This is a genomic window from Flavonifractor sp. An10 (assembly GCF_002161215.1).
GTDB classification, from domain to species: domain Bacteria; phylum Bacillota; class Clostridia; order Oscillospirales; family Oscillospiraceae; genus Flavonifractor; species Flavonifractor avistercoris.
This window is the reverse complement of record NZ_NFMB01000009.1, coordinates 1-23,485: the sequence shown is the minus strand read 5'-3', so window position 1 is coordinate 23,485 and position 23,485 is coordinate 1. Positions and strand designations below refer to the sequence as shown.

Sequence of the window (23,485 nt, the reverse complement as noted above, 5' to 3'; positions counted from 1 at the left end):
GCCTATCTATCAGAAAATAATTATTGTAATTCAATAAAAATAAATTGACAAGCAATCCCTCCTGTGCTATTCTCAGAGACAGACAGGAGGGATTGTGTCATGCTATATCCTGTAAATCTGATTGTTTCCATCGCCCTGGCACTGCTGCTTCTGCTGGGCGGCTTCGGTCGGGAAAGCGAGGCGGACTATGTGGCCCGGAGCCTGGATATCGACCTGCCGGAGCCGCTGTCCGTCACGTATGGGGACAGCCACGGGGGCTTCCACGGGGACGGCCTGCTCCACATCGAACTGACCTTTGATTCGGAGGACAGGGCGGCGGTGGAGGAGGCCGTCTCCAGCCACCCCAGCGGGTACTGGAATCCCTTCCCCATGGATGAACTCATGGAGGAGGTGGTCTACGGCAACTGTGCCGACACGGTAAGCTGGCCCGTGCCGGAAAACGGCTGGTGGTACCTGCTGGATCGTCAGGAGGACGGAGAGGGCGGCATGCTCACGCGGCACTCCTATAACTACACCTTCGCGGCCTACGACTGCGAAACCGGCATCCTGTATTACCAGGAGCTGGACACCTGACAAGTGAAAGGGGCGTTTTTCATGGATCTGCTGACTTCCTTCGGCCCTCTGCTTCTGGGCCTGCTGGCCTGGGGGCTGGGGCTGGCGGCCCTGGCGGGCCGCCGGAGGGGCCTGTGCCTCCTCAGCCTGGGCTGCTGCGCCGCCGCCCTGTTCCTGGTGATCCTCCACTGCGGCGTCCAGCTCCGGGAGGGGGACTTTGCCGCCATTGAGGACACCTGGGATGCCTTCACCCTCTGCGCCGCCGTCCTGCTGGCGGGCACCCTGGCCCTCGCCGGGGCGGCCTGGCTCCGGGGGCAACGCAAAGGCTAACTCCCCGGCGGCTCCGTCAGGGCCTGGGTGATATACTGCTCCCCGTAGAGCATGTCATAGACGATATTCTTCCAGTCCGCCACCAGAGAGGCGCAGTCCTCCGTGGGCTCATGATGGGGGGAGCCGTCGGCGGCCACAAAGAGCCGCTCCCGGTAGAGGAGCATCTGCTCCCCGGCGTCCGCCACCCACTGGAAGTACAGGGGCCTGGGCACGCCCGCCCACCCCAGCAGCTGGGTGCCCAGCAGGGTGCAGCTGGTCTCGGCGGGCAGCGCCAGCTCCGCCCCGTAATTGTTCCACACCAGGATGTTGGTGGTGTGCATCCGCTTGAGCTCCTCCGGCTCCCACCGGCTGGTGTCCGCCGTGGAGGAGCAGCCCAGGCTGGTGTAGAGGGTGCCGCCGGCGTCCAGGGACAGGCCGGGCAGGTGGTCGCCCACAAACACCAGAATCACCGGCTCCTCCACCCGGGAGAAGTAGTCCACCAGCTTCCCCAGGGAGGCGTCCGCATCCCACAGGCCGTGGAGCAGGGCATCCAGCACCCCCTGCTCCTCCTCCGTCAGGCCCTCCGCCGTGGCGGACACCGGGGCGGGCGTGTCGAACTTGCCGGCGAAATAGGGCTGGTGGTTCTCCATACTCAGGCCGTAGAGGAACACCGGCTCCTCCCCCCGGGCCTCAAACCGGGCGATCAGTTCATCGGCCAGGGTGTCATCGGAGACATAGCCGCCGGCATAGGTCTTGTCCACGGTGAAATCGTCCTGGTAGACCAGCCGGTCAAAGCCCATCCGTGGAATGTTCATATCCCGGTCGTAGAGAATGTCGCCGTAGGAGTGGACGAAGAGGGTCTCATACCCCGCGTCCCCGAATACCCGGGCCAGGGAGGGCACCCTGCTGTAGGCCGTGGGATCCTGAATGCTGGTGAGTGACTCCCCCGCCCCCAGGAAGGCGGAGGGGATGCCGATGAAGAGCTCCATCTCCACATTGCCGGTGCCGCCGGCATAGGTGTTGGACAGGAAGGCTCCGGTGGGAAACTCCTCCGCCAGGGCGTGGAAGTTGGGAATGGGGTCGGCGTCAAACTCCACCCCCGGCAGGCGGGTGGGGTCGAAAAAGCTCTCTGAAACCAGCAGGATCACATGGGGCTTCTCCTCCGGCTCCCCGGTCTCCTCCGCGTCCGCCCTGAGCCGGAGCAGGATGCGGTTCATGCCGTCCTCGCTGTAGGCGTCGGGCTCGGCCATGGTGCTCTCCCGGGCGGCGCTGTACAGCCCGGCCAGCAGGCCCAGCCGGTCGTTGCGCATGGCCTGGCTCTCCCCCTCCTCCCCGGCCAGCAGGGCGGCGGACGCCGGGGAGAGCAGGGCCCACGCCAGCAGCACCGCCAGCACGGCCAGGGCGGACAGCCGCCGGGCCCACGGCATGGGCCGGGCCGGATGAGACCAGGCGAAGGCCGCCAGACAGAGGAGCACCATTCCTACAATGGCCCCCCAGGTGCCCGCGCCCAGGCTCATGCCGGGGCGGAGGAAGCCGGCCACCTGGCCGGCCTGGCCCGCCATGGCCAGGTCGCTGACCAGCAGGGGAATGCCGTTGACCGCCTGCTTCAGGTGGCTGGCGATGGCCAGGAGCAGGCAGGGCAGTGTGGTGAGCAGCTGGGCGCACAGCAGGCTGTCGGTGAGGGTGGCCAGCAGCAGCTGGGCCAGCAGGAGCACCAGATAGATGTACCCCGCCGCCTGGATATGGCTTCCCATCCACGCCCAGGCCGCCGCCCCGTCCTGGAGCGTAACCAGCTGGCACAGGTACACCCCCGCCAGGGGCAGCAGCACCATCAGCAGCGCCCGCCCCCGGGGATCGGCGCGCCGGTACCAGCGCCGCGGCGCTCCGCCGCCCTCCAGCCGCTCCATGCTCCTCACCTCCGTCCGTTTGATTTTCTATTTTAGCAAAAACACGGGCCCGCCGCAAGGGCGGGCCCGTGCTTTATTCGGTTTGGAAGGCACACCCGGGAGGCAGGGCCAGCAGGGGAAAACCTTGCGTCTGTCCATGCGCACCCCCCCTTCTCATTCCGGCTCAGCCGAAATACACGTCCGCGCTTCCCATGCTGTTGGCAATCTTCAGCTGGTTGGGGCCGCCTTCCCGGCGGACGGAGCCGTACTGGGTGGAGCCGTCCAGATACAGATCACCCATGGTGACGTCCAAATCCAGACTGTAGGTGTCCATGGACTGCCAGGTGGTGAGATCCAGATCCCCCATGGACAGGGTGATATCCGTATTCCCCTGGAAATCCCCATCCAGATACACGTCCCCCATGTCGTTTTTCACGGTGAGGAAGTCGGTTGTGGTGAGGGAGTACCCCGTCAGATCGCCCATGGACAGGGTGATATCGGCATCTGACGCCATCACGCTGTCCAGAGACACATTCCCCAAGTCTGTGGACACGGTGAGGCTGTTTGCCGTGAAGTCCGTCAGCTCCACCTGTCCCATGGCGGTATGGATGTCCACGGCGTCCAGGGACGCGTCTTCGGGGATTCCGATGGTCACGGCGGCCTCGTCGCCGGAGGTGAAGAATTCCATGGCACTCAGGGCCGTGCCGGTGATGCGCAGGGTGTCCCCGTCCAGCTCATAGTCCAGCAGGGCGGCGTGCTCGCCGCTGAAGGAGAGGTCGTACTCCCCCGTGGGCATCACAGATACGTTGCCCATATCGAGCTCCACCTCAATCCTGGAAAAGGCCGGCACCTGAACCCAGCTCTCCGTGGCCGTCCCTTCGTCTGCCGCGACCTCCACATGAACCATAGGCGTCTCGGCCGCCACGGCGGAGCCGCCGCCGAAGGGCATGTTCAGATGGGTCTGGGCCCCCAGGGCGAAGCCCGTCAGGGCCAGCAGGCCGCCGGACATGGCCAGGAACGCCCCGGCCCCCAGGCACACTTTTGCAGGCAGGTTCATACCCGCGCCTCCCTTCTCATCAGCCAGCGGTTCAGGGCCCCTGCCATGGCCCGGAAGCACAGGCCGCCCAGGGCGAAGCTGCCCGCGATCATCAGCAGGCCCACGCCGCTGGACAGCATGCCCATGCCGCAGAAGAACATCATGGTGGCCATGCCCGCGCTGAACAGCACCGAGAAGCCCGACCAGGCGGTGACAATGCCCACACCGATGGCCACCACGCCGCCGATGGCCACGCCGGCCACCACGCAGACCACCACAAAAGCCAGGGCCAGCACCACAATCACCGCCGCAATGATCAGCGGGATGGCGATGGGGGCGGCGCAGATGGCCAGCAGCACCTTCCACAGGGAGCTGTGCCCGCTCCCCCGGGTCGGGGGCGTCCGCTCCGCCGGAGTCTCCCGCACCCGGTTGGCCCCCAGGATGCGGCCCACCAGCTCCGCCGGGGTGCCCAGCTCCCGCACCACCCGGGCCTCCCCCGCCGGGCCCGCCTCGTCAAAGTACTCGGTATAATAGGCCACAATCCGCTCCAGCTCATCCGGGGGCGTCCGCCCGGTGAGCAGGGCCCGCAGCTGGGCCAGGTACTCGTCACGTGTCATACGCGCTCCGTCCTCTCCTTGAGTCTGGAGCCATTGTACCACGCTTTTCTGAAAGGGCAAACTTAAGGAAGATTAAAATTCCATAAAAATGGCCGCTGCCACCGCCGCCGCGGCCATGGTTTTATGCATTTTTACCTAAAATCATATATATTTTATGGGCTATCGTCCGTCCGGAGGCCGCGCATGCCTGCGCCGACAGTTCCTTCCGACTACGGAACATCCTGGTTTTTGCCACTTTGGGGTTGTAAAAAATCAGATTTTGATATATTATGTACGGTGCGAAATTTTGTTAAAGGTATCAGGTGACTTGCATGAGCCTTCGTATCGGTATTGACATCGGCTCCACCACCGTCAAGGTGGTGGTGCTGGACGAACAGAACAAGCTGCTGTTCCGCTCCTATGAGCGGCACTACTCCAAGGCCCGGGAGCGGGCGGCGGAGACCCTGCGCTCCATCCGTGACAAGCTGGCTGGGCAGCAGGTGCGCATCGTGATCACCGGCTCCGCCGGCCTGGGCGTGGCCAAGGCGGCGGACATTGATTTTGTGCAGGAGGTGTACGCCACCGCCGCCGCCGTCAACCAGTACATACCCGACACCGACGCGGTGATTGAGCTGGGCGGCGAGGACGCCAAGATCATCTTCTTCGGCGGCGCTCTGGAGGAGCGGATGAACGGCTCCTGCGCCGGCGGCACCGGCGCCTTCATCGACCAGATGGCCACCCTTATGAACGTGAGCGTGGACGAGCTGGACGAGCTGAGCCTGAAGCACGAGAAGATCTATCCCATCGCCTCCCGCTGCGGCGTGTTCGCCAAGAGCGACATCCAGCCCATCCTCAACCAGGGCGGCCGCAAGGAGGACGTGGCGGCCTCCATCTTCCAGGCGGTGGTGGATCAGACCGTGGCCGGCCTGACCCAGGGCCGTGAGCTGAAGGGCAAGATCGTGTTCCTGGGCGGCCCCCTCCACTTCCTGAAGGGCCTGCGCCAGCGGTTTGTGGAGAGCCTCCAGCTGGACGAGGCCCACGCCATCTTCCCGGAGGACGGCGACTGCTTCGCCGGCATCGGCGCGGCCCTGTGCTCCTCCGACTACGCCGAGCGCCCCTTCGACGAGGTGCTGGAGCGGCTGGAACAGAGCGTGGACAGCGTGGGCCTGGTGGACACCATGCCCCCCCTGTTTGACAGCCAGGAGGAGTACGATTCCTTCCTGGCCCGGCACAACGCCATGCACCCCCCCGAGGTGGATATTCACACCTACACCGGCGACGCCTGGCTGGGCATCGACGCCGGCTCCACCACCACCAAGATGGCCCTGATCACCGCCGACGGCGGGCTGCTCTACACCTACTACCACTCCAACCAGGGCAACCCGGTGGCCATCGTGCTGGAGCAGCTGAAGGAGATCTACTCCCTGTGCGGCGGCCGGATTACCATCAAGGGCGCCGCCGTCACCGGCTACGGCGAGGATCTGATCAAAAACGCCTTCTCCTGCGACGCCGGCCTGGTGGAGACGGTGGCCCACTACAGCGCCGCCCGCCACTTCAACCCCGACGTGGACTTCATCATCGACATCGGCGGCCAGGACATGAAGTGCTTCAAGATCCGCAACGGGGCCGTGGACTCCATCATGCTCAACGAGGCCTGCTCCTCCGGCTGCGGCTCCTTCATCGAGACCTTCGCCAAGGCCCTGGGCTACAGCATCGCCGACTTCGCCAAGCTGGGCCTGCTGGCCAAGCACCCGGTGAACCTGGGCTCCCGCTGCACCGTGTTCATGAACTCCAGCGTGAAGCAGGCCCAGAAGGACGGCGCCAGCGTGGAGGACATCTCCGCCGGATTGTCCATCTCCATCGTGAAAAACGCGGTGTACAAGGTCATCCGGGCGGCCAACGCCGACGATCTGGGCCAGCACATCGTGGTGCAGGGCGGCACCTTCCACAACGACGCGGTGCTCCGGGCCTTTGAGCAGGAGCTGGGCCGGGAGGTCACCCGCCCCACCATCTCCGGCATCATGGGCGCCTTCGGCGCGGCCCTGTACGCCCGGGATCTCCACCTGGACAAGAGCACCCTCCTGGACGCCAAGGCCCTGGAGGCCTTCACCCACACCGCCAAGCCCGCCACCTGCAACCTGTGCACCAACCACTGCTCCCTCACCGTCAACACCTTCGACGGCGGGCGGCGCTTCATCTCGGGCAACCGCTGCTCCCGCCCCCTGGGTAAGGAGAAGGTGGAGAACCCCGACCTGATGCACTACAAGTACAAGAAGCTCCGCGCCCTCCAGGGCAAGGGGAGCGGAAACGGCGTCCGGGGCCGCATGGGCATCCCCTTCGGGCTGAACATGTACGAGAACCTGCCCTTCTGGTTTGAGTTCTTCACCCGCCTCAACTTCGAGGTGGTGCTCTCCCCCGAGTCCTCCCGCAAGCTGTACCTGAAAGGCCAGCACACCATCCCGTCGGACACGGTGTGCTACCCCGCCAAGCTGCTCCACGGCCATGTGGAGGCCCTGGTGGAGGAAGGTGTGGACGCCATCTGGTACCCCTGCATGTCCTACAACAACGACGAGGGCATCGGCGACAACCACTACAACTGCCCGGTGGTGGCCTACTACCCCGAGCTGCTGGCCGCCAACGTGCCCATGCTCAAGCAGACCAGGTTCCTCAACCCCTATGTGGGCCTGTGGCGGCACAAGGACTTCGAAAAGCGCATCGCCCAGCTCATGGAGGAGCACTTCTCCATTCCCAAAAAGGAGTCGGTGGCGGCGGCCAAGGCGGCCTATGAGGCCTACGACGCCTACGTCCACGACGTGCGGGAGACCGGGAAGCAGTACATCGACTATGCCCGGGCCCACAACATGCCCATCATCGTGGCCTGCGGTCGGCCCTACCACATCGATCCGGAGATCAACCACGGCATCAACGATCTGATCACCTCCTTCGGCTTCGTGCTGGTCACCGAGGACGCCCTCAGCTACCTGGAGGGCTACGCCCCCCGAAAGGTGCTCAACCAGTGGACGTTCCAGAGCCGGATGTACAACGCCGCCCGCTATGTGTGTACCCAGCCCGACATGCAGGTGGTGCAGCTGGTGAGCTTCGGCTGCGGCACCGACGCCATCACCACCGACGAGCTGCGGGACATCCTGGAGCACGGCGGCAAGCTGTACACCCAGCTGAAGATCGACGACATCAGCAATCTGGGCGCGGTGAAGATCCGCGTCCGCTCCCTCATGGCCGCCATGGATGCCCGCAAGGCCCAGCAGGCCGCCAACGGTTGAACGATATGACACGACAGGAACTGGACGCCGTCATCGACGGGCAGCTCTCCGCCGACCTGGGCCTGGAGCCGGACGTGTGGGACACCCCCGGCAGGGTCACCGCGGCCCCCTGGCGGGAGGATTTCCGCCGGCGGCGCTACCGGGCGGGGCACCCCTTCTTCCTGGGGCACATCCGCCGGGGTGCGGCGGCCTTCGCCGTCCACGAGTGCCTGCTCCCCTGGGCCCGGGAGCACCTGACTAAGCTGGAGCCGGAGTGGTGCCTGGACTACGCCTGCCTGAAGCAGATGGACGACGCCCTGCGCCCCTGGGGCTGGACGGTCGCCAACGCCCACCCCTTCTTCGCCCCCGATCTGACCTGCCCCCCGGCCAGCGCGGAATTTCCCGCGGCCTGGTATGAACAGGCGGAGCTGAAGCGGTTTCGGGGGGACGGCCGGTGGACGGACGCCCTGGCCTTCCAGCCCGACTTCCCGGACATGCTGGCCGTGGCCGCCCTGGACGAAGGGGGACAGCCCGTCGGCATGGCGGGGGCCAGCCGGGACGGGGAGCGGCTGTGGCAGATCGGCGTCAACGTGCTGCCGCCCCACCGTGGGCGGGGTCTGGCCGCCGGGCTCACCGCCCTGCTGAAGGACGAGCTGCTCCGCCGGGGGATCGTCCCCTTCTACGGCACCGCCCAGAGCCATATCTTCTCTCTGAACACCGCCCGAAACGCCGGCTTCCGCCCCGCCTGGGCCGAGGTATGGGCCAGGCCCCTGTAAGCGGCGTTTCGCCCGTTTCCCTGTACTTCCAACGAAAGGATCCAATTTCTATGGCAGAACTGGTATACGACAAAACCGGCCGCCTTCTCTTCACCAAGGAGATGAAGGAGGAGTACACCATCCTCTTCCCCACCATGCTGCCGGTTCACTTCGGGCTCATGGCCCGGATTCTGGAGACCGAGGGCTTCAAGGTGGAGATGCTCACCACCAACCACCGGGGCATCGTGGACGAGGGCCTCAAGTACGTCCACAACGACACCTGCTACCCCGCCCTGCTGGTGATCGGCCAGCTCATCGACGCTATCAAGAGCGGCAAGTACGACCTGCACAAGGTGGCCCTGATGATCACCCAGACCGGCGGCGGGTGCCGGGCCTCCAACTACATCCACCTGCTGCGCAAGGCCCTGGAGAAGGCGGGGCTCAGCTTCATCCCCGTCATCTCGGTGAACCTGTCCGGCCTGGAGAAGAACCCCGGCTTCCAGCTGGGGCTCAACACCCTGCGCAAGGCCATCTTCGCCATGATGTACGGCGACATCATCGTCCAGACCGCCAACCAGGTGCGCCCCTACGAGGTGAAGCAGGGCCAGACCGACGAGACCATTGAGGCGGTGGAGAACTGGCTGCTGGAGGGGATGAACCAGGGCAAGGGCCTTTCCTTCAAGAGCATGGTGGAGAATTTCGACCGCATCGTGGCCGCTTTTAAGGAGATCCCCGTGGCCGGGGAGCCCAAGGTGCGGGTAGGCGTTGTGGGCGAGATCTACATCAAATACTCCCCCCTGGGCAACAACAACCTGGAGCAGTTCCTTCTCTCCGAGGGGGCCGAGCCGGTGGTGCCCGGCCTCACCGACTTCATCATCTTCAAGATCTACAACCGTGAGGTGGATGTGAACATCTACGGCGGCAAGTGGATCAAGAAGAAGGTGTGCCAGATCTTCAAGGGCTACGTGGAGAAGTGCCAGAAGGCCATGATCGCCGCCATGTCCAAGGGCGGCTTCCGGGCCCCCGGCACCTTTGAGGATCTCCGCCGGCTGATCCAGGGCTACCTGGGCGAGGGCAACAAGATGGGCGAGGGCTGGCTGCTCACCGCCGAGATGCTGGAGCTCATCCACTCCGGCACCCCCAACATCGTCTGCACCCAGCCCTTCGGCTGCCTGCCCAACCACATTGTGGGCAAGGGCATGATCCGCAAGCTGAAGGACGACTACCCCTTCTCCAACATCGTGGCCATCGACTACGACCCCGGCGCCACCAAGATCAACCAGGAGAACCGCATCAAGCTGATGCTGGCCAACGCCAAGGGACTGGCCCGGCAGGAGGCGGAAAAGCGGGCGGCCGAGGGCGCCGTCCGCGCCTGAGACAAACAGATAGCCCCGCGGGCTGCCACGCCGCGGGGACGTGACGGGTATCGGGGCCATCGCCCCGATACCCGTTTTTGCGGTATCAATTCCATTTGGAGGGATTTCATTTGGCGGAAAACAAGATGGCGGTCATGCCGGTGCGCCGGCTGCTGCTGAATATGGCCTGGCCCATGATGCTGTCCATGCTGATCCAGGCGCTGTACAACATGGTGGACAGCATGTTTGTGGCCCAGCTCAGCGCCGACGGCTTCGTGGCCCTCTCCCTGGTCTACCCCATCCAGACCCTGATGATCTCCATCTGCGTGGGGGTGGGGGTGGGCTACAACGCCCTGCTGGCCCGCCGGCTGGGGGAGGGCAGGCAGGAGGAGGCCAACCGGGTGGTGGCCCACGGCTATTTCCTCTACCTGGCGTGCTGGGTGATCTTCCTGGTGCTGGGGATCACCCTGGCCCGGCCCTTCATGGAGCTGTTCGCCCCCGGACAGCCCCAGGTGATCACCTACGGCGCCCAGTACCTGTCCATCGTCATCGGGGCCTCCGTGGGCGTGTGCATGCAGTTCGCCGGGGAGCGCACCCTCCAGGCCACCGGCAATACCGTGGGGCCCATGATCATCCAGGGCATCGGCGCGGTGGTCAACCTGATCCTGGATCCCCTGCTCATCTTCGGCATCGGCCCCTTCCCCCGCCTGGAGGTGGCCGGGGCGGCCATCGCCACCGTGCTGGGTCAGCTGGTGGGCATGACGGTGGGGCTGGTCATGGTGCGCCGGAACAGCCTGGTACGCCTGTCCTTCCGGGGCTTCCGCCCCGACAGGGCCATCATCGGCCCCATTCTGCGGGTGGGCATACCCGCCTCCCTGGTGCAGGCCCTGGCCACGGTGATGAACCTGGGCATGAACCTGATCCTCCCCCTGTTCACCGCCTCCGGCGTGTTCATCCTGGGGGCCTACTTCAAGCTCCAGTCCTTCCTGTTCATGCCGGTCGCCGGCCTGAACAACGCCCTCATCCCCATCGTCAGCTTCAATTACGGCGCCCAGCAGCGGGAGCGCATCACCGGGGTCATCCGCTTCGCCCTGGCGGCGTCCATCGCCATCATGGCGGCGGGCACCGTGGTGATGGCCGTCCTGCCCGGCCCCCTGCTCCGGCTCTTTGAGGCCGACGCCGCCGTGCTGGCCGAGGGCGTCCCCGCCCTGCGGATGATCGCCCTGTCCTTTGTGTGCGCCGGGGTGTCGGTGATCCTCTGCGCCGCCCTCCAGGCCCTGGGGGCGGCCAATGCCAGCCTGGTGGTCTCCCTGCTGCGGCAGGTGGCCCTCCTCTTCCCCGCCGCCCTGCTCTTCGGCTTTCTCAGCCCCGGCCTGGTGTGGCTGTCCTTCCCGGTGGCCGAGGTGGTGTCCTGCCTGGCCGCGCTGTTCCTCTGCCGGCGCACCGCCCGGCTGCGGCTGGCCGGCCTGTGAGCGCGGGAAATTTTACGTCCCCGCTCTTGACAGCGCCCGCCGCTCCGGTATAATGAGAATCGAATATCCCTGTTAAGGAGGTCGTCAGCTTGGCGAAAACGCCCAAGGAGCAGGCAAAACCCCCTGTGAAATCTTCCACCCGCATGTCCAAGAAGGGCCCCCTCACCCCGGAGCAGCTCCGCCGGGTGGACGCCTACTGGCGCGCGTCCAATTACCTTGCCGCCGGGCAGCTCTATCTGCTGGACAATCCCCTGCTGCGGGGGCCCCTGCGGCCGGAGCATCTGAAACCCACTCCGGTGGGCCACTGGGGCACCGTGCCGGGGCAGAATTTCATCTACACCCACCTCAACCGGGTGATCACCCGGTATGAGCTCAATATGATCTATGTCTCCGGCCCCGGCCACGGGGGGAGCGCCATGGTGGCCCAGACCTATCTGGAGGGCAGCTACAGCGAGCGCTATCCCAACGTGAGCCAGGATGAGGAGGGCATGCGCCGCCTGTTCCGGCAGTTCTCCTTCCCCGGCGGCATCGGCAGCCACTGTCCCCCCGAGACCCCCGGCTCCATCAATGAGGGGGGCGAGCTGGGCTACTCCCTGGCCCACGCCTTCGGCGCGGTGATGGACAACCCGGAGCTGATCGCCGCCTGCGTGGTGGGGGACGGGGAGGCGGAGACCGGCCCCCTGGCCGCCGCCTGGCACTCCAACAAATTTCTCAACCCCGCCTCCGACGGGGCGGTGCTCCCCATCCTCCACCTCAACGGCTACAAGATCTCCTCCCCCTCCCTCTTCGCCCGCATCACCCGCGAGGAGGTGGAGGACTTCTTCAAGGGCTGCGGCTGGACTCCCCGCTTTGTGGAGGGGGACGAGCCCGCCCAGATGCACCAGAAGATGGCCGCCGCCCTGGACTGGGCAGTGCGGGAGATCCAGCGCATCCAGCAGGGCGCCCGGGAGTTCGGCGACACCAGCAGGCCCCGCTGGCCCATGATCGTGTTCCGCTCCCCCAAGGGGTGGACCTGCCCCAGGTCGGTGGAGGGGGTGCCGGTGGAGGGCACGTTCCGCACCCACCAGCTGCCGGTGGCGGTGGATGACGCCCATCCGGAGCGGCTGGCCGTCCTGGAGTCCTGGCTGCGCAGCTACCGGCCGGAGGAGCTCTTCGACGCCGAAGGCGCGCCGGCCCCCGCCCTGCGGTCCTTCGCCCCCCAGGGAGAGCGGCGCATGGGGGCCAACCCCCACGCCAACGGCGGGCTGCTCCTGCGGGAGCTGCGCACACCCGCCTTCCCCAAATACGCCGTGGAGGTTCCCGCCCCCGGCTCTGTGTCCGCGGAGGACATGTCGGTGCTGGGGCAGTACATCCGGGACGTGGTGAAGCTGAACCAGAAGGCCCGCAATTTCCGCATCTTCTCCCCCGACGAGGCTCTGAGCAACAAGCTGGGGGCGGTCTTTGAGGTCACCGGCCGCCGGTGGAACGCGGAGCTGGAGAAGGGCGACGCAGGGCTCTCCCCCGACGGGCGCATCCTGGACGGCATGCTCTCCGAGCACATGTGCCAGGGCTGGCTGGAGGGCTATCTGCTCACCGGCCGCCACGGCGTCCTCAGCAGCTATGAGGCCTTCATCCGCATCGTGGACTCCATGGTGAGCCAGCATGCCAAGTGGCTCAAGGTGGCCCGGCAGCTGCCCTGGCGGCAGGATATCGCCTCCCTGAATTACCTGCTCACCTCCAACGTGTGGCAGCAGGATCACAACGGCTTCACCCACCAGGATCCCGGCTTCCTGGATCACGTGGCCAACAAGAAGGCGGACGTGGTGCGGCTCTATCTGCCCCCCGACGCCAACTGCCTGCTCTCCTGCTTCGACCACTGCATCAAAAGCCGGAACTATATCAACGTGATCATCGCCTCCAAGCACCCCCGGCCCCAGTGGCTCACCATGGACGAGGCCATCAAGCACTGCACCCATGGCATCGGCATCTGGCAGTGGGCCTCCAACGACCAGGGGGCGGAGCCCGACGCGGTGCTGGCCTGCTGCGGCGACACCCCCACCCTGGAGACCCTGGCCGCCGTCACCATCCTGCGCCAGGCCCTGCCCGAGGTGCGCCTGCGGGTGGTGAACGTGGTGGATCTCATGAAGCTCCAGCCCCACACGGAGCACCCCCACGGCCTGACGGACGAGGACTACGACGTGCTCTTCACCCGGGACAAGCCCATCATCTTTGCCTTCCACGGCTATCCCTCCCTGGTGCACGAGCTGACCTATCGCCGTCACAACAAGAACATCCACGTCCGGGGCTACCGGGAGGAGGGCACCATTACCACCCCCTTCGACATGCGGGTGCTCAACGCCATCGACCGTTATGATCTGGTGATCGACACGGTAAAGCGGCTGCCCCAGCTTGGCAACCGGGGGGCCTTCCTGGTTCAGCGGATGAAGGACAAGCTGGTGGAGCACAAGCAGTATATCACTACCCACGGACAGGACATGCCTGAGATCCGCGACTGGAAGTGGAACAGCGGGGCGGGAATCTGACCCATACCCTGCCGTACAAGGGCCCGGCGCATCTGCGTCGGGCCCTTGCCTTTTTGCGCTTTTCCGGGTATGATAGAGGGGATAAAAAGGAGTGAGCCTATGAAATTTTTGCTGGACAGCCACACCCACACCCTTGCCAGCGGGCACGCCTACTGCACCCTGCTGGAGATGGTGCGGGCGGCGGCGGAGCGGGAACTGGAGCTCATCTGCATCACCGACCACGCCCCCGGCATGGAGCTGACCACACACAGGGACTATTTTCTCAACTTCAAGGTGATTGACCGGGAGATTTACGGCGTGAAGGTGCTGATGGGCGCGGAACTCAATGTGATGGACTTCGACGGCACCGTGGATCTGCCCCCCAAGCTGCTGAACAACCTGGACATGGCCGTCGCCAGCCAGCACATCTGGTGCATGCCCCAGGGCGGCGACGCGGACGCCAACACCCAGGCTATGGTGCGCGCCATGGACACCTGCCCCAAAATCTGCATCCTGGGCCATCCGGACGACGGCCGCTATCCCCTGGACTATGAGGCCCTGGTGCGCTCCGCCGGGGAGCGGGATGTGTTGCTGGAGGTGAACAACACCTCCCTCTCCCCTGCCTGCTCCCGGGTCAACTCCACCGCCAACGTGAAGGAGATGCTGTCGGTCTGCCGCCGGGAGGGGGTGCCGGTGGTGGTGGGCAGCGACGCCCACTTCGTCTCCGCCGTGGGGGGCCACCAGTACGCCCAGGCCCTGCTGGAGGAGGTGGGATTCCCGGCGGAGCTGGTGCTCAACGGCGATCCCGCCGCCTTCCTGGCCCATCTGGAGCGGCGGCTGGGCCGCGGCAGCTGAAAAGCGGGTACAAAAAGGCGGGTTCCGCAGAGCGGAACCCGCCTTTTTGTATCTGTGAGGCCCCCTCTTCCCGGAGCCTTTTCGGCAGGCCGGAGCCCTTCCCTCACGGCCTGGGGACGGCGTCCAGCGCCGCCTGGGCCCGGGCCAGATCCGCCCGGATGGGCAGGTGCTGGGGGCAGGCTTCCTCGCACCTGCCGCAGCCCACGCAGTGCTTTCCCTTGGCCTCGTCCTTGAGCACCTCGTTCCAGGAGCGCCACAGCAGGGAGGCATCCCGGCATCTGGCCAGCCTGTTCCACAGGCTGAAGTTCTCCGGGATGTCCACCCCGGCGGGGCAGGGCATGCAGTATTCACACCCGGTGCAGCCGTTGTTTGTCCTCCTGCGGAGCTCCGCCGCCGCCCGGGCCAGCAGTTCCGTCTCCTCCGGCTCCAGGGGGGTGAACCTGGCAAAGGTGGCCAGGTTCTCCTCCACCTGGGCCATGATGCCCATGCCGCTGAGGACGGTGAGCACCCCCGGCAGGCTGGCAGCCCACCGAAGGGCCCAGCCGGCGGGAGTCCGCTCCGGCCGGGCGGCGCGGAGCAGCTCCTCCACCTCCTCCGGCGGGGCGGCCAGCAGGCCACCCTTCACCGGCTCCATCACCACCACCGGAACGCCCATGCGCTCCGCCAGGTGATAGCCCTTCAGCCCCGCCTGCTCCTCCGTGTCCAGGTAGTTGAGCTGGAGCTGGCAGAAGTCCCACTGCCGGGCGGTGAGGATCTCCTCAAAGGCCTCATAGCTGTCGTGGAAGGAGAAGCCCAGCCGGCGGATTTTCCCCTGCCGCTGCAGCTCCTCCGCCCACTCCACCAGGCCCTGCTCCTTCACCGCCTGCCACCGCTTCCGATCCAGTGCGTGGAACAGGTAGAAGTCAAAACAGCCGGTGCGCAGCCGCTCCAGCTGGAGATCGAAGATCTCCTGGGCGTCCGATACGGACTCCACCTTCCATACCGGCAGCTTGGTGGCCAGGTAATAGCTGTCCCGGGGCACGCCCTCCAGGGCCCGGCCCAGAAAGCCCTCGCTCTGGCTGTCGTGGTAGTAGTGGGCGGTGTCGAAGTAGTTCACCCCGCCCTCCAGGGCCCGGCGGAGCATGCCGGCCGCCTCCGCCTCCCGGATCTTCCCCTCCCCGTCGGTGGGGAAGCGCATTCCGCCGAAGCCCAGCAGGGACACCCGGGCATTCAGGCGCTTGTTTTCCCGATATTCCATAAAGCTCTCTCCCGTTCCGCCCCGCAAGGCACCCGGGGCCGCGTTTTTCCATAGGATGCTGGGAAAGGGGGAATGGGTATGCCGTCCCGCGCCGGGACCTCCGGCGAAACTCTGGCGGCGGCCGCCACTCTGGCCGCCATCCAGCTCACCCAGGGCCGCACCAACGAGCAGGCCGCCGTGCTGGCCGCCTTCTTCACCACCCTGGGGGACGCCATCGCCCTCATCGCCGCCCAGCGCGCCGCCCTGGAGGGGGACTAGTCCCCCTTCAGGAAGGCCTCCGCCTCGTCCAGCCGGGCCAGGCCCTGATCCCAGCCGTCCTTCCACAGGGCCTTGATCTTGTCCACGTCCCGCTCGGTGCGGTGAAAGCCCTCGGTGCTGGTGGGGGTGAACACCAGGGCCCGCCCCTCCCGCTCCAGCCGGAAGAGCTTCTGCCGCGCCTCGTTATAGGCGTCCGCCCGGCGGCGCATGGTGTCGCAGAACTTTGGGTACTTCCGGTAGGCCAGGTCGATGAGGGGCTGGAGCTTCTCCGGCCGGCGGACGTACTCCCGCTCCCGGGTGAGCACCACGATCACCCGGTCGCACCCCTTGGCAAAGGCCCGCTCATAGGGGATGGCGTCCGCCGCCCCGCCGTCCATGCAGGGCCTGCCCTGGATGTGGAACACGGGGAACAGAAAGGGCAGGGCACAGGTGGCCTGGAGCAGCTTGAACTTGTCGTCCCGCCGATCCAGGGGGAAATACTCCGCCGCCCCGGTGTCCAGGTTGGTCACCACCGCCTCCACCTCCCCTGGATAGGCGGCAAAGGTGTCGTAGTCAAAGGGGACGAGCTGGTTGGGAATGGTGGAATAGACGAACTCCAGGCCGAAGTAGGCCCGGTTATCCCGGCGGAGCAGGTTGCCCATGCCCATATACCGCTTGTCGTTGATATAGTTGACCATGATGTCCAGGTTGCGGCGGGGCTGCCGGGACACATAGCTGACGCCGTAGGCGATGCCGGCGGACACGCCAATGACATAGTCCGTCATGAGACTCCGGGTGAGCAGCGCATCGCACACGCCGGTGGAGTAGATGGTGCGCACCGCGCCGCCCTCCAGAACCATTCCAGTTTTCATGGGCGTTCACTTCCTTCTTTGATGCCCTCTATTATACGGCAATCCCAGCCGGGCTGTAAAGGCATTCTTGACAAGCGTGCATTTCGTATTATAATAATATTGTTGTTTTTCCGCCATTGGGGCCTTGAAAGCCGGGGATTTCAAGGCCCCATGTTTGTATTCCAGGGGGGCCAAGCCATGCTCGTCAAGTTCCTTGTCTGTGTTCTGGCCGGTCTGGGCGCCGGCATCGGCACCGGACTGGCGGGCCTGTCCGCGGCCGCCGTGATCTCCCCCATGCTGGTCACCTTCCTGGGCTTCCCCTCCTATCAGGCGGTTGCCATCTCCCTGGCCTCTGACGTGCTGGCCTCGGCGGTGTCCGCCTACACCTACGGCAGGCACAAAAACCTGGATATCAAAAACGGCTCCCTGATGCTGGGGGTGGTGCTGGTTCTCACCCTGGTGGGCAGCCTGGTGGCCTTCCAGATGCCCAACGACACCATGAGCACCTTCTCCGTGCTCATGACCCTGGTGCTGGGCCTCCGCTTCATCATCTGCCCCGTCACCGGCACCCACAGCCTCTTTCCCAACAGCGGCCGGGCCATCCGCGTCACCGAGTCGGTGGTGTGCGGCATCGTCATCGGCTTTATCTGCGGCTTTATCGGTGCTGGCGGCGGCATGATGATGCTGCTGGTCTTCACCTCCGTGCTGGGGTACGAGCTCAAGACCGCCGTGGGCACCAGCGTGTTCATCATGACCTTCACCGCCCTCACCGGGGCGGTGTCCCACGTGGCCATCGGCGGCTCCCTGGATCTCTTTGCCCTGGTTGTGTGCGCCGCCTCCACCTTTTTGGCCGCCCAGATCTCGGCGGTCTTCGCCAACCGGGCCGAGCCCAGGATCCTGAACCGGGTCACCGGCGGGGTGCTGGCCGTCCTGGGCACCGTCATGCTGGCCGTCCATATCCTCTTTTAACCCGCAGTACAGCAGAGCGCGGCCCCGCGGAAATCCGCGGGGCCGCGTTCAGGCTGTCGAAAAATCCTTTGTCAGGAAAAGCCTCGCAGAGTTCCTGCGGCCACAGCCGCAGGAATCAAATCAAAATCCGTCATTTCCGGGGACATGCGCCTCGGAAATGACACTTCTCATGGCGGAAGGGATGACTTTTTCGCAAGAAAACGAATCCCTTCCGCCATGTGACCCTTCTCGATAAAGCGGCTTTGCCGCTTTTTCGACACGCAGAGCGCGGCCCCGCGGAAATCCGCGGGGCCGCGCTCTGCTTCTCTTCTTTTCTTTGTCTTATTCCTGTTCCGCAGGGGATTCCTCCGGATAGGGGATTTTCAGGGTCATGCCGTCGAGCCACAGGCCCGCGCTGCGGGTGATGGGCAGCCGCTGTCCCTCCGAAAAGCCGATGGTCTCGCCATCCTGAAAGGTCACATCCTCCTCCAGGACATAGAGGGTGATATCGATGAGGAAGCTGCGCAGGGCGTCGGGCTCGGCCCCCGACTCGGGCACCTCGATCTCGTCCTTGCCGAAGCTGCGCAGGCCGTCGGTGTAGGCCGCCATTCCCTCGTCTGTGCGGTACAGGCCGAACCACACCAGGTTAAGCAGGGGCAGCTCCCCGTCCTCCGCCATCTGCGCGGCCTCGGTATAGAACTCCGGCTGATACACGGTTCCGTTGGCATAGACGCCCAGCACCCCCGCCTGCCGGCAGGCGGCGCACACCAGCTTGACCTGGAGGGTGCCCGCCGCCCGGGGATCCTTCTCCCGGCCCAGGACGGACACCAGCAGCTGCCCCCGGTGGCGGGCGGCCGTCTCGGCGGCCGAACGCCACAGGTAGTTGTGCTCCGCGTTCTGCTCCGCCTCCCCCTGGGGCACCGGGAAGGGGTAGAGGCTCACCGCCGCCGTCATGCCGTCCACGTCAAACAGCAGGGTGCTGCCGCCGTCCTCGCCCTCCCGCTCCTCGGTGATGCAGGGGATGCCCCAGCCGTCCCGGAGATCCCGCTTGAACTGGTCTGCGTCCCACTCCGGCTTCTCCAGGAGGACAAAGGCCAGGAAGGTGCCCCCCGCCCCCGGACGTTCCAGGGCGGGCTGCCCCTCTCCGGACAGCGTAAAGTCCGGCTCAAAGCTGACCAGCTGGTGGTCGTCCCCCGCCCGGAAGCACAGCCGGAGCTTCCGATCCGGCTGAATGGCAAACCACGACAGAGCCATGCCCTCGGTGCCCACGCCCGCCTCCACCGAAAGGAAGGTGAGCCCCCGCCGCTCCAGGGCGGGCAGCCGGTTCACCAGCGAGACAACCCAGCTCACCGGCACCTTGGACAGGGAGGCCTCGTTGCCGAAGTAGCGGCCCAGCAGCGCCCCGTCCCCGTAGGGCATGGTAAAAGTGCAGTAGGGGGCGTCGGCCTCCCACTCGGTGGGGCGGAGCACGTCCTTGACGGCAGCCAGGTTCTCCTCGTCGCGCAGGATGCACGCGATGGCCCGCCGCTTGTCGTCGGCATTCTCGTCCTCCCCCGCCTGGAGCCGCCGGTCTGCCTCCGGGTCGATCCAGTGGAACTCCATCTCCTCCAGGCTGCGGCCCTCCCGGATCTCCCGGGCCAGGGTGGTGAACTCGTAGTCGCCGGGCTCCAGCGCCAGGCCCCGCTCCACCGCCTCCAGGGCGCCCTCCCGGTCGCCGAAGTGGCTGCGCAGCTTGCCCAGCTGGAGCCAGCCCCAGACATACTCCGGCTCGGTCTCCACCCCTTTCCGGGCATAGTCCAGGGCCTCCTCCAGCCGGCCGCAGTACAGCAGGGCGCAGGAATAGCGGTAGTACCACATGCCGCACCCTGCGGCCCGGGCCGCCTCCTCTGAGGCGGGCATCCACCGGGCCGCCCTGTAGTAGTACTCATACTCGTCGATGTTGTTGCAGGCGTAGGAGTACCAGAGGGCCACATCCAGATCCGCCCCGGCCTCCTCCTGGGTGAACTCCCCCCGGCGCACCCCCTCCCGGATGCGCTCCTCCAGGTAGTCCAGCATCTTGTAAAAGTAGCCCGAGGCGCCCTCGTGCATCGCCTCCAGCTGTTCCACATCCCCCGGGGTCAGTATATGGCGCGCTGTCATATCCATCCCTCCCGCTCCTGATTGGTGTATGGATATTATAGCAAACCTGTCCGCAAATGTCATCCTTCTCTTGCAAGTGCCGGCAGAACGTGCGATAATGATTTTTGAAATCACCCGTTTGCATATATCGTTTGCATACATAGAAGGAGGTTCCCGCATGAAGCCCACCCAAGCCTGCCGCCCGGAAAACCTGCACTACCTGAAAATGCTGGCCCGCCAGTATCCCACCGTCCAGGCTGCCAGCACGGAGATCATCAACCTCCAGGCCATTCTGAACCTGCCCAAGGGCACGGAGCACTTTGTCTCCGACCTTCACGGGGAGTACGAGGCCTTCCTCCACATCCTCAACTCCGCCTCCGGCGTGGTGCGGGAGAAGCTGGACGACCTCTTTGCCGCCACCGTGTCCAAGGCGGAGCGGGATCAGCTGGCCACGCTGATCTACTACCCCCGCGAGAAGCTGGAGGAGATCCGGCGGGACACACCCGACATGCGGGAGTGGTACCGCATCACCTTCCACCGGCTGATTGAGCTGTGCCGGCTGGCCAGCTCCAAGTACACCCGTTCCAAGGTGCGCAAGGCCATGCCGAAGGAGTACGCCTACATCCTGGACGAGATGCTCCACACCCACTACGAGGACAACGACAAGCGGGACTACTATGAGAACATCATCTCCACCATCATTGACATCGGCCGGGCCTCCGACTTTTTGGTGCAGCTGTGCGAGCTCATCAAGCGCCTGGCGGTGGATCACCTCCACGTGGTGGGGGACATCTTCGACCGGGGCCCCCGGGCGGACATCATCCTGGACTCCCTGCTGGACTACCACAGCGTGGACATCCAGTGGGGCAACCACGACGTGCTGTGGATGGGGGCGGCCTCCGGCTCCCGCACCCTGGTGGCCACGGTGCTGTCCAACTCCCTGCGCTACAACAACCTGGAGGTCATCGAGACCGGCTACGGCATCTCCCTGCGCCCCCTGTCGGTCTTCGCCAACGAGGTCTACAGGGACTGCGATGTGAGCCGCTTCGCCGTCAAGCTCACCGGGGAGGAGGCGGAGAAGTACACGGAAAAGGACAAGCTGCTCTCCGCCCGGATGTACAAGGCCATCACCATGATCCTCTTCAAGCTGGAGGGGCAGAAGATCCTCCGCAACCCCGCCTTCCGCATGGCCGACCGCCTGCTGCTGGACAAGGTGGACTACGAGCACAAGACCGTCACGGTGGACGGCAAGGTCTATCCCATGCTGGACACCGACTTCCCCACCGTGGATCCCGCCGATCCCTATACCCTCACCCCCGAGGAGGAGATCCTGATCCACCAGCTGACCCTCTCCTTCCTCCACAGTGAGAAGCTCCAGCGGCACGTGCGCTTCCTCTACTCCAAGGGCAGCCTGTACAAGATCTTCAACGGCAACCTGCTCTTCCACGGGTGTATCCCCATGGCGGAGGACGGCAGCCTCCTCACCTTCCAGGCGGATGGAAAGACCCTGTCCGGCAAGGCCTTCCTGGACTACGCCGATCTCACCGCCCGCCGGGCCTACTACTCCGCCCCCGGCTCGGCGGAGCGGGAAGCGGGCATGGACTTTCTGTGGTTCCTGTGGGCCGGGCGCAACAGCCCCATCTTCGGCCGGGATCGGATGGCCACCTTTGAGCGGCGCTTCATCGCCGACGAGTCCACCTGGGCCGAGCCCAAGAACGTCTACTATCAGCTCTACAATGACCCGGCGGTGTGCGAGGCCCTGCTGAGGGAGTTCGGTCTGGAGGGCCCCCACTGCCACATCATCAACGGCCATGTCCCCGTCAAGTCCAAGAAGGGGGAGAGCCCCAGAAAAGGCGGCGGCAGGCTTCTGGTCATCGACGGCGGTTTCTGTAAGGCCTATCAGGAGACCACCGGCATCGCCGGATACACCCTCATCTACAACTCCGCCTGCTACCGCCTGGTGTCCCATCAGCCCTTCGTGGGCCGGGAGGAGGCCATCCGCAGCAGCCAGGACATCGCCTCCACCTCCGTGGTGTTCGAGCGGCTGGAGACCCGGCTGAAAATCGCCGGCACCGACGTGGGCCGGCAGCTCCAGGAGCAGATTGACGACCTCATGTCCCTGCTGGACGCCTACCGCAGCGGCGCCATCGCCGAGGATCACCGGGAGTATTGACCGCCTGTCCCCCCTTTCTGGCAGAATGAAAAAACGGCGGTTTCCGCCGAAAGGAGGCCCGGTTATGGCCCTGATCACCTGTCCCGAGTGCGGGAAAGAGATTTCCGACCGCTCCGTCTGCTGCGTCCACTGCGGCTATCCCCTGCCGCCCAAGGGGCCCGAGCTGCTTTCCCCGGACGAGCCCAACCGCTTTTCCGTGGTGCTCACCTCCAAATGCAATTACCCGGAAAACCGGCGGCGAACCATACGGGTGCTGATTGATGAGCTGGGTATCTCCAAGACAGAGGCCGAGGCCTACATGGACAACACCGAGCTGGGCCCCGTCCTGCTGCGGAGCGGAATGACCGAGGAGTCCGCCCGGGATTTCGCCGGCATTCTGGCAAGGGCAGGCGCCCATGTACAGGTGGTGGACGGCAGCCAGCCCTGCGACCTGGCGCCCCATACCGCTCCGCCACCCCAAGGCCTCACCTTCGGCGAGGCGGTCTGGGCCGTAATCCTGGGCAACCTGTTTCTGGCGCTTGCCGCATTCGTAATTTCCGGCTTCTTATCCCTGCTCTGAGCCGTCGGCGGCCCTTGTGGAGCCGTTTCCGGCCGCCGATACCTTCCGCCCCTCACCTGCCCGGCCCGGAGCCCGCCGCTCCGGGCCGGGCCTTTTTTCGAGTGACACAAGCGATAATCTGTAAAGCGTAATTCCTGTTCAGCAACTCGCTTTATGTAGGCGTTTTCCCTTTACAGCAACTCTCTGTCAGCGCTGCCGCCAGGCATAGGCAGTGCCCTCCGCCTCGGGGATGCCGGACGCCTCCCACTGGTGGTCGGTGTCCCGCAGGAAGCCGCTGGTCACATTGAAGTAGCGGTGGGCCGTCCGCTCCGACACCGTGCCGTAGGTGGTGGGGTCGTCCCAGGTCACGTCCACACAGTACCAGTCCCCGTCCAGGCACACCTGATTCCATGCGTGGTCGGCGGTGCCGCCGTGGGCGGTGCCCTCCACCGTGATGCACTGGATGCCCAGCAGATCCATGAACAACTGGAAGGTGGAGGCGTACCCCAGGCAGATTCCCTTCCCGTCCACCAGGAAGCCGTAGGGGTTGTCGTTGTTGGGGTTCTCCCGGAAGTCGGGCAGCTGGCTCAGGGTGTTGGAATCATAGCTGCCGTGGGCCACCATCCAGTCGTGGACGGCCAGCTCCCTGTCGTAGTCAGAGCCGTCGGCCGGCACCATGTCGGCGATCACCTGGGCGCACACATCCAGGATGGCCCGATCCTCCTCCGCCAGCCCGCTCCAGTCCCCCCGCTCCCAGGCGGCCAGCAGCCGGGCCTCGTCATAGCTCCAGGGCTCCGCCGGCGGAG

Annotated in this window: 19 protein-coding genes; 12 read left to right on the top strand and 7 right to left on the bottom strand. The window is 65.5% G+C overall.

All coding sequences use genetic code 11. The features are described 5' to 3' along the window. Positions 1 to 99: 99 nt before the first annotated feature. Both B5E42_RS15300 and B5E42_RS15295 read left to right on the top strand, forming a co-directional pair. Positions 100 to 573, top strand: coding sequence for a hypothetical protein (locus B5E42_RS15300; protein ID WP_087241209.1), 474 nt, complete (start codon positions 100 to 102; stop codon positions 571 to 573). 21 nt (positions 574 to 594) lie between these two features. Next, a complete protein-coding gene (locus B5E42_RS15295; RefSeq protein ID WP_087241206.1) occupies positions 595 to 882 on the top strand; it encodes a hypothetical protein in 288 nt (95 codons plus the stop codon). On the opposite strand, the gene B5E42_RS15290 is transcribed toward B5E42_RS15295, so the two are convergent. The 3 genes from B5E42_RS15290 to B5E42_RS15280 all read right to left on the bottom strand — a co-directional run bounded on the left by B5E42_RS15290 (position 879) and on the right by B5E42_RS15280 (position 4,400). Then, on the bottom strand, positions 879 to 2,768 hold the full coding sequence (locus B5E42_RS15290; RefSeq protein WP_087241204.1) for an LTA synthase family protein: 1,890 nt from the start codon (positions 2,766 to 2,768) through the stop codon (positions 879 to 881). The genes B5E42_RS15295 and B5E42_RS15290 overlap by 4 nt on opposite strands. A gap of 163 nt (positions 2,769 to 2,931) precedes the next feature. Continuing rightward, on the bottom strand, positions 2,932 to 3,804 hold the full coding sequence (locus tag B5E42_RS15285; RefSeq protein ID WP_087241202.1) for a DUF4097 family beta strand repeat-containing protein: 873 nt from the start codon (positions 3,802 to 3,804) through the stop codon (positions 2,932 to 2,934). After that, positions 3,801 to 4,400, bottom strand: coding sequence for a DUF1700 domain-containing protein (locus tag B5E42_RS15280; protein ID WP_087241200.1), 600 nt, complete (start codon positions 4,398 to 4,400; stop codon positions 3,801 to 3,803). The genes B5E42_RS15285 and B5E42_RS15280 overlap by 4 nt, the downstream gene beginning before the upstream one ends. Before the next feature lie 311 nt (positions 4,401 to 4,711). Between B5E42_RS15280 and B5E42_RS15275 the strand changes: the two genes are divergently transcribed. From B5E42_RS15275 to B5E42_RS15250, 6 genes are all read left to right on the top strand, one after another. After that, the gene (locus B5E42_RS15275; RefSeq protein ID WP_087241198.1) at positions 4,712 to 7,660 is read left to right on the top strand and encodes an acyl-CoA dehydratase activase; all 2,949 of its coding nucleotides are present in this window, start codon (positions 4,712 to 4,714) and stop codon (positions 7,658 to 7,660) included. A gap of 5 nt (positions 7,661 to 7,665) precedes the next feature. Beyond that, a complete protein-coding gene (locus tag B5E42_RS15270; RefSeq protein WP_141242556.1) occupies positions 7,666 to 8,415 on the top strand; it encodes a GNAT family N-acetyltransferase in 750 nt (249 codons plus the stop codon). Positions 8,416 to 8,465: 50 nt separating this feature from the next. Next, positions 8,466 to 9,770 carry a 2-hydroxyacyl-CoA dehydratase gene (locus B5E42_RS15265; protein WP_087241194.1) on the top strand — a complete coding sequence of 435 codons (1,305 nt, stop codon included), beginning with the start codon at positions 8,466 to 8,468 and terminating at the stop codon, positions 9,768 to 9,770. Between the two features lie 110 nt (positions 9,771 to 9,880). Then, positions 9,881 to 11,221, top strand: a complete 1,341-nt coding sequence (locus tag B5E42_RS15260) for an MATE family efflux transporter (protein WP_087241192.1) — start codon at positions 9,881 to 9,883, stop codon at positions 11,219 to 11,221. Between the two features lie 143 nt (positions 11,222 to 11,364). Next, the gene (locus B5E42_RS15255) at positions 11,365 to 13,743 is read left to right on the top strand and encodes a phosphoketolase family protein (RefSeq protein ID WP_204244423.1); all 2,379 of its coding nucleotides are present in this window, start codon (positions 11,365 to 11,367) and stop codon (positions 13,741 to 13,743) included. A gap of 99 nt (positions 13,744 to 13,842) precedes the next feature. Continuing rightward, positions 13,843 to 14,577: a phosphatase gene (locus B5E42_RS15250; protein WP_087241188.1), complete on the top strand. Its 735-nt coding sequence runs from the start codon at positions 13,843 to 13,845 to the stop codon at positions 14,575 to 14,577. A 103-nt stretch (positions 14,578 to 14,680) separates the two neighbouring features. On the opposite strand, the gene B5E42_RS15245 is transcribed toward B5E42_RS15250, so the two are convergent. Next, positions 14,681 to 15,814 carry an aldo/keto reductase gene (locus B5E42_RS15245; RefSeq protein WP_087241186.1) on the bottom strand — a complete coding sequence of 378 codons (1,134 nt, stop codon included), beginning with the start codon at positions 15,812 to 15,814 and terminating at the stop codon, positions 14,681 to 14,683. Between the two features lie 78 nt (positions 15,815 to 15,892). On the opposite strand from B5E42_RS15245, the gene B5E42_RS15240 reads away from it, so the two are divergent. Further along, positions 15,893 to 16,072 (top strand): DUF6774 domain-containing protein, encoded by a 180-nt coding sequence (locus tag B5E42_RS15240; RefSeq protein ID WP_087241184.1) that lies wholly within the window; start codon positions 15,893 to 15,895, stop codon positions 16,070 to 16,072. Here the strand turns inward: B5E42_RS15240 and B5E42_RS15235 are convergent. Beyond that, positions 16,069 to 16,923, bottom strand: coding sequence for a patatin family protein (locus B5E42_RS15235; protein ID WP_087241182.1), 855 nt, complete (start codon positions 16,921 to 16,923; stop codon positions 16,069 to 16,071). The genes B5E42_RS15240 and B5E42_RS15235 overlap by 4 nt on opposite strands. Before the next feature lie 177 nt (positions 16,924 to 17,100). Here B5E42_RS15235 and B5E42_RS15230 point away from each other — a divergent pair, with 177 nt between their 5' ends. Then, complete coding sequence (locus B5E42_RS15230) at positions 17,101 to 17,871, top strand: sulfite exporter TauE/SafE family protein (RefSeq protein ID WP_087241180.1); 771 nt, start codon at positions 17,101 to 17,103, stop codon at positions 17,869 to 17,871. Positions 17,872 to 18,192: 321 nt separating this feature from the next. Here B5E42_RS15230 and B5E42_RS15225 read toward each other — a convergent pair whose 3' ends face one another. Next, entirely contained in the window at positions 18,193 to 19,989 is a 1,797-nt protein-coding gene (locus tag B5E42_RS15225; RefSeq protein WP_343214201.1) for a DUF4261 domain-containing protein, read from the bottom strand. Between the two features lie 157 nt (positions 19,990 to 20,146). Between B5E42_RS15225 and B5E42_RS15220 the strand changes: the two genes are divergently transcribed. Then, positions 20,147 to 22,141, top strand: coding sequence for a fructose-1,6-bisphosphatase (locus B5E42_RS15220; protein WP_087241175.1), 1,995 nt, complete (start codon positions 20,147 to 20,149; stop codon positions 22,139 to 22,141). Positions 22,142 to 22,205: 64 nt separating this feature from the next. Then, the gene (locus B5E42_RS15215) at positions 22,206 to 22,700 is read left to right on the top strand and encodes a zinc ribbon domain-containing protein (protein ID WP_087241173.1); all 495 of its coding nucleotides are present in this window, start codon (positions 22,206 to 22,208) and stop codon (positions 22,698 to 22,700) included. A 186-nt stretch (positions 22,701 to 22,886) separates the two neighbouring features. On the opposite strand, the gene B5E42_RS15210 is transcribed toward B5E42_RS15215, so the two are convergent. Beyond that, a partial coding sequence (locus B5E42_RS15210; protein ID WP_275536409.1) for a transglutaminase domain-containing protein occupies positions 22,887 to 23,485 on the bottom strand: 599 nt, incomplete at its 5' end.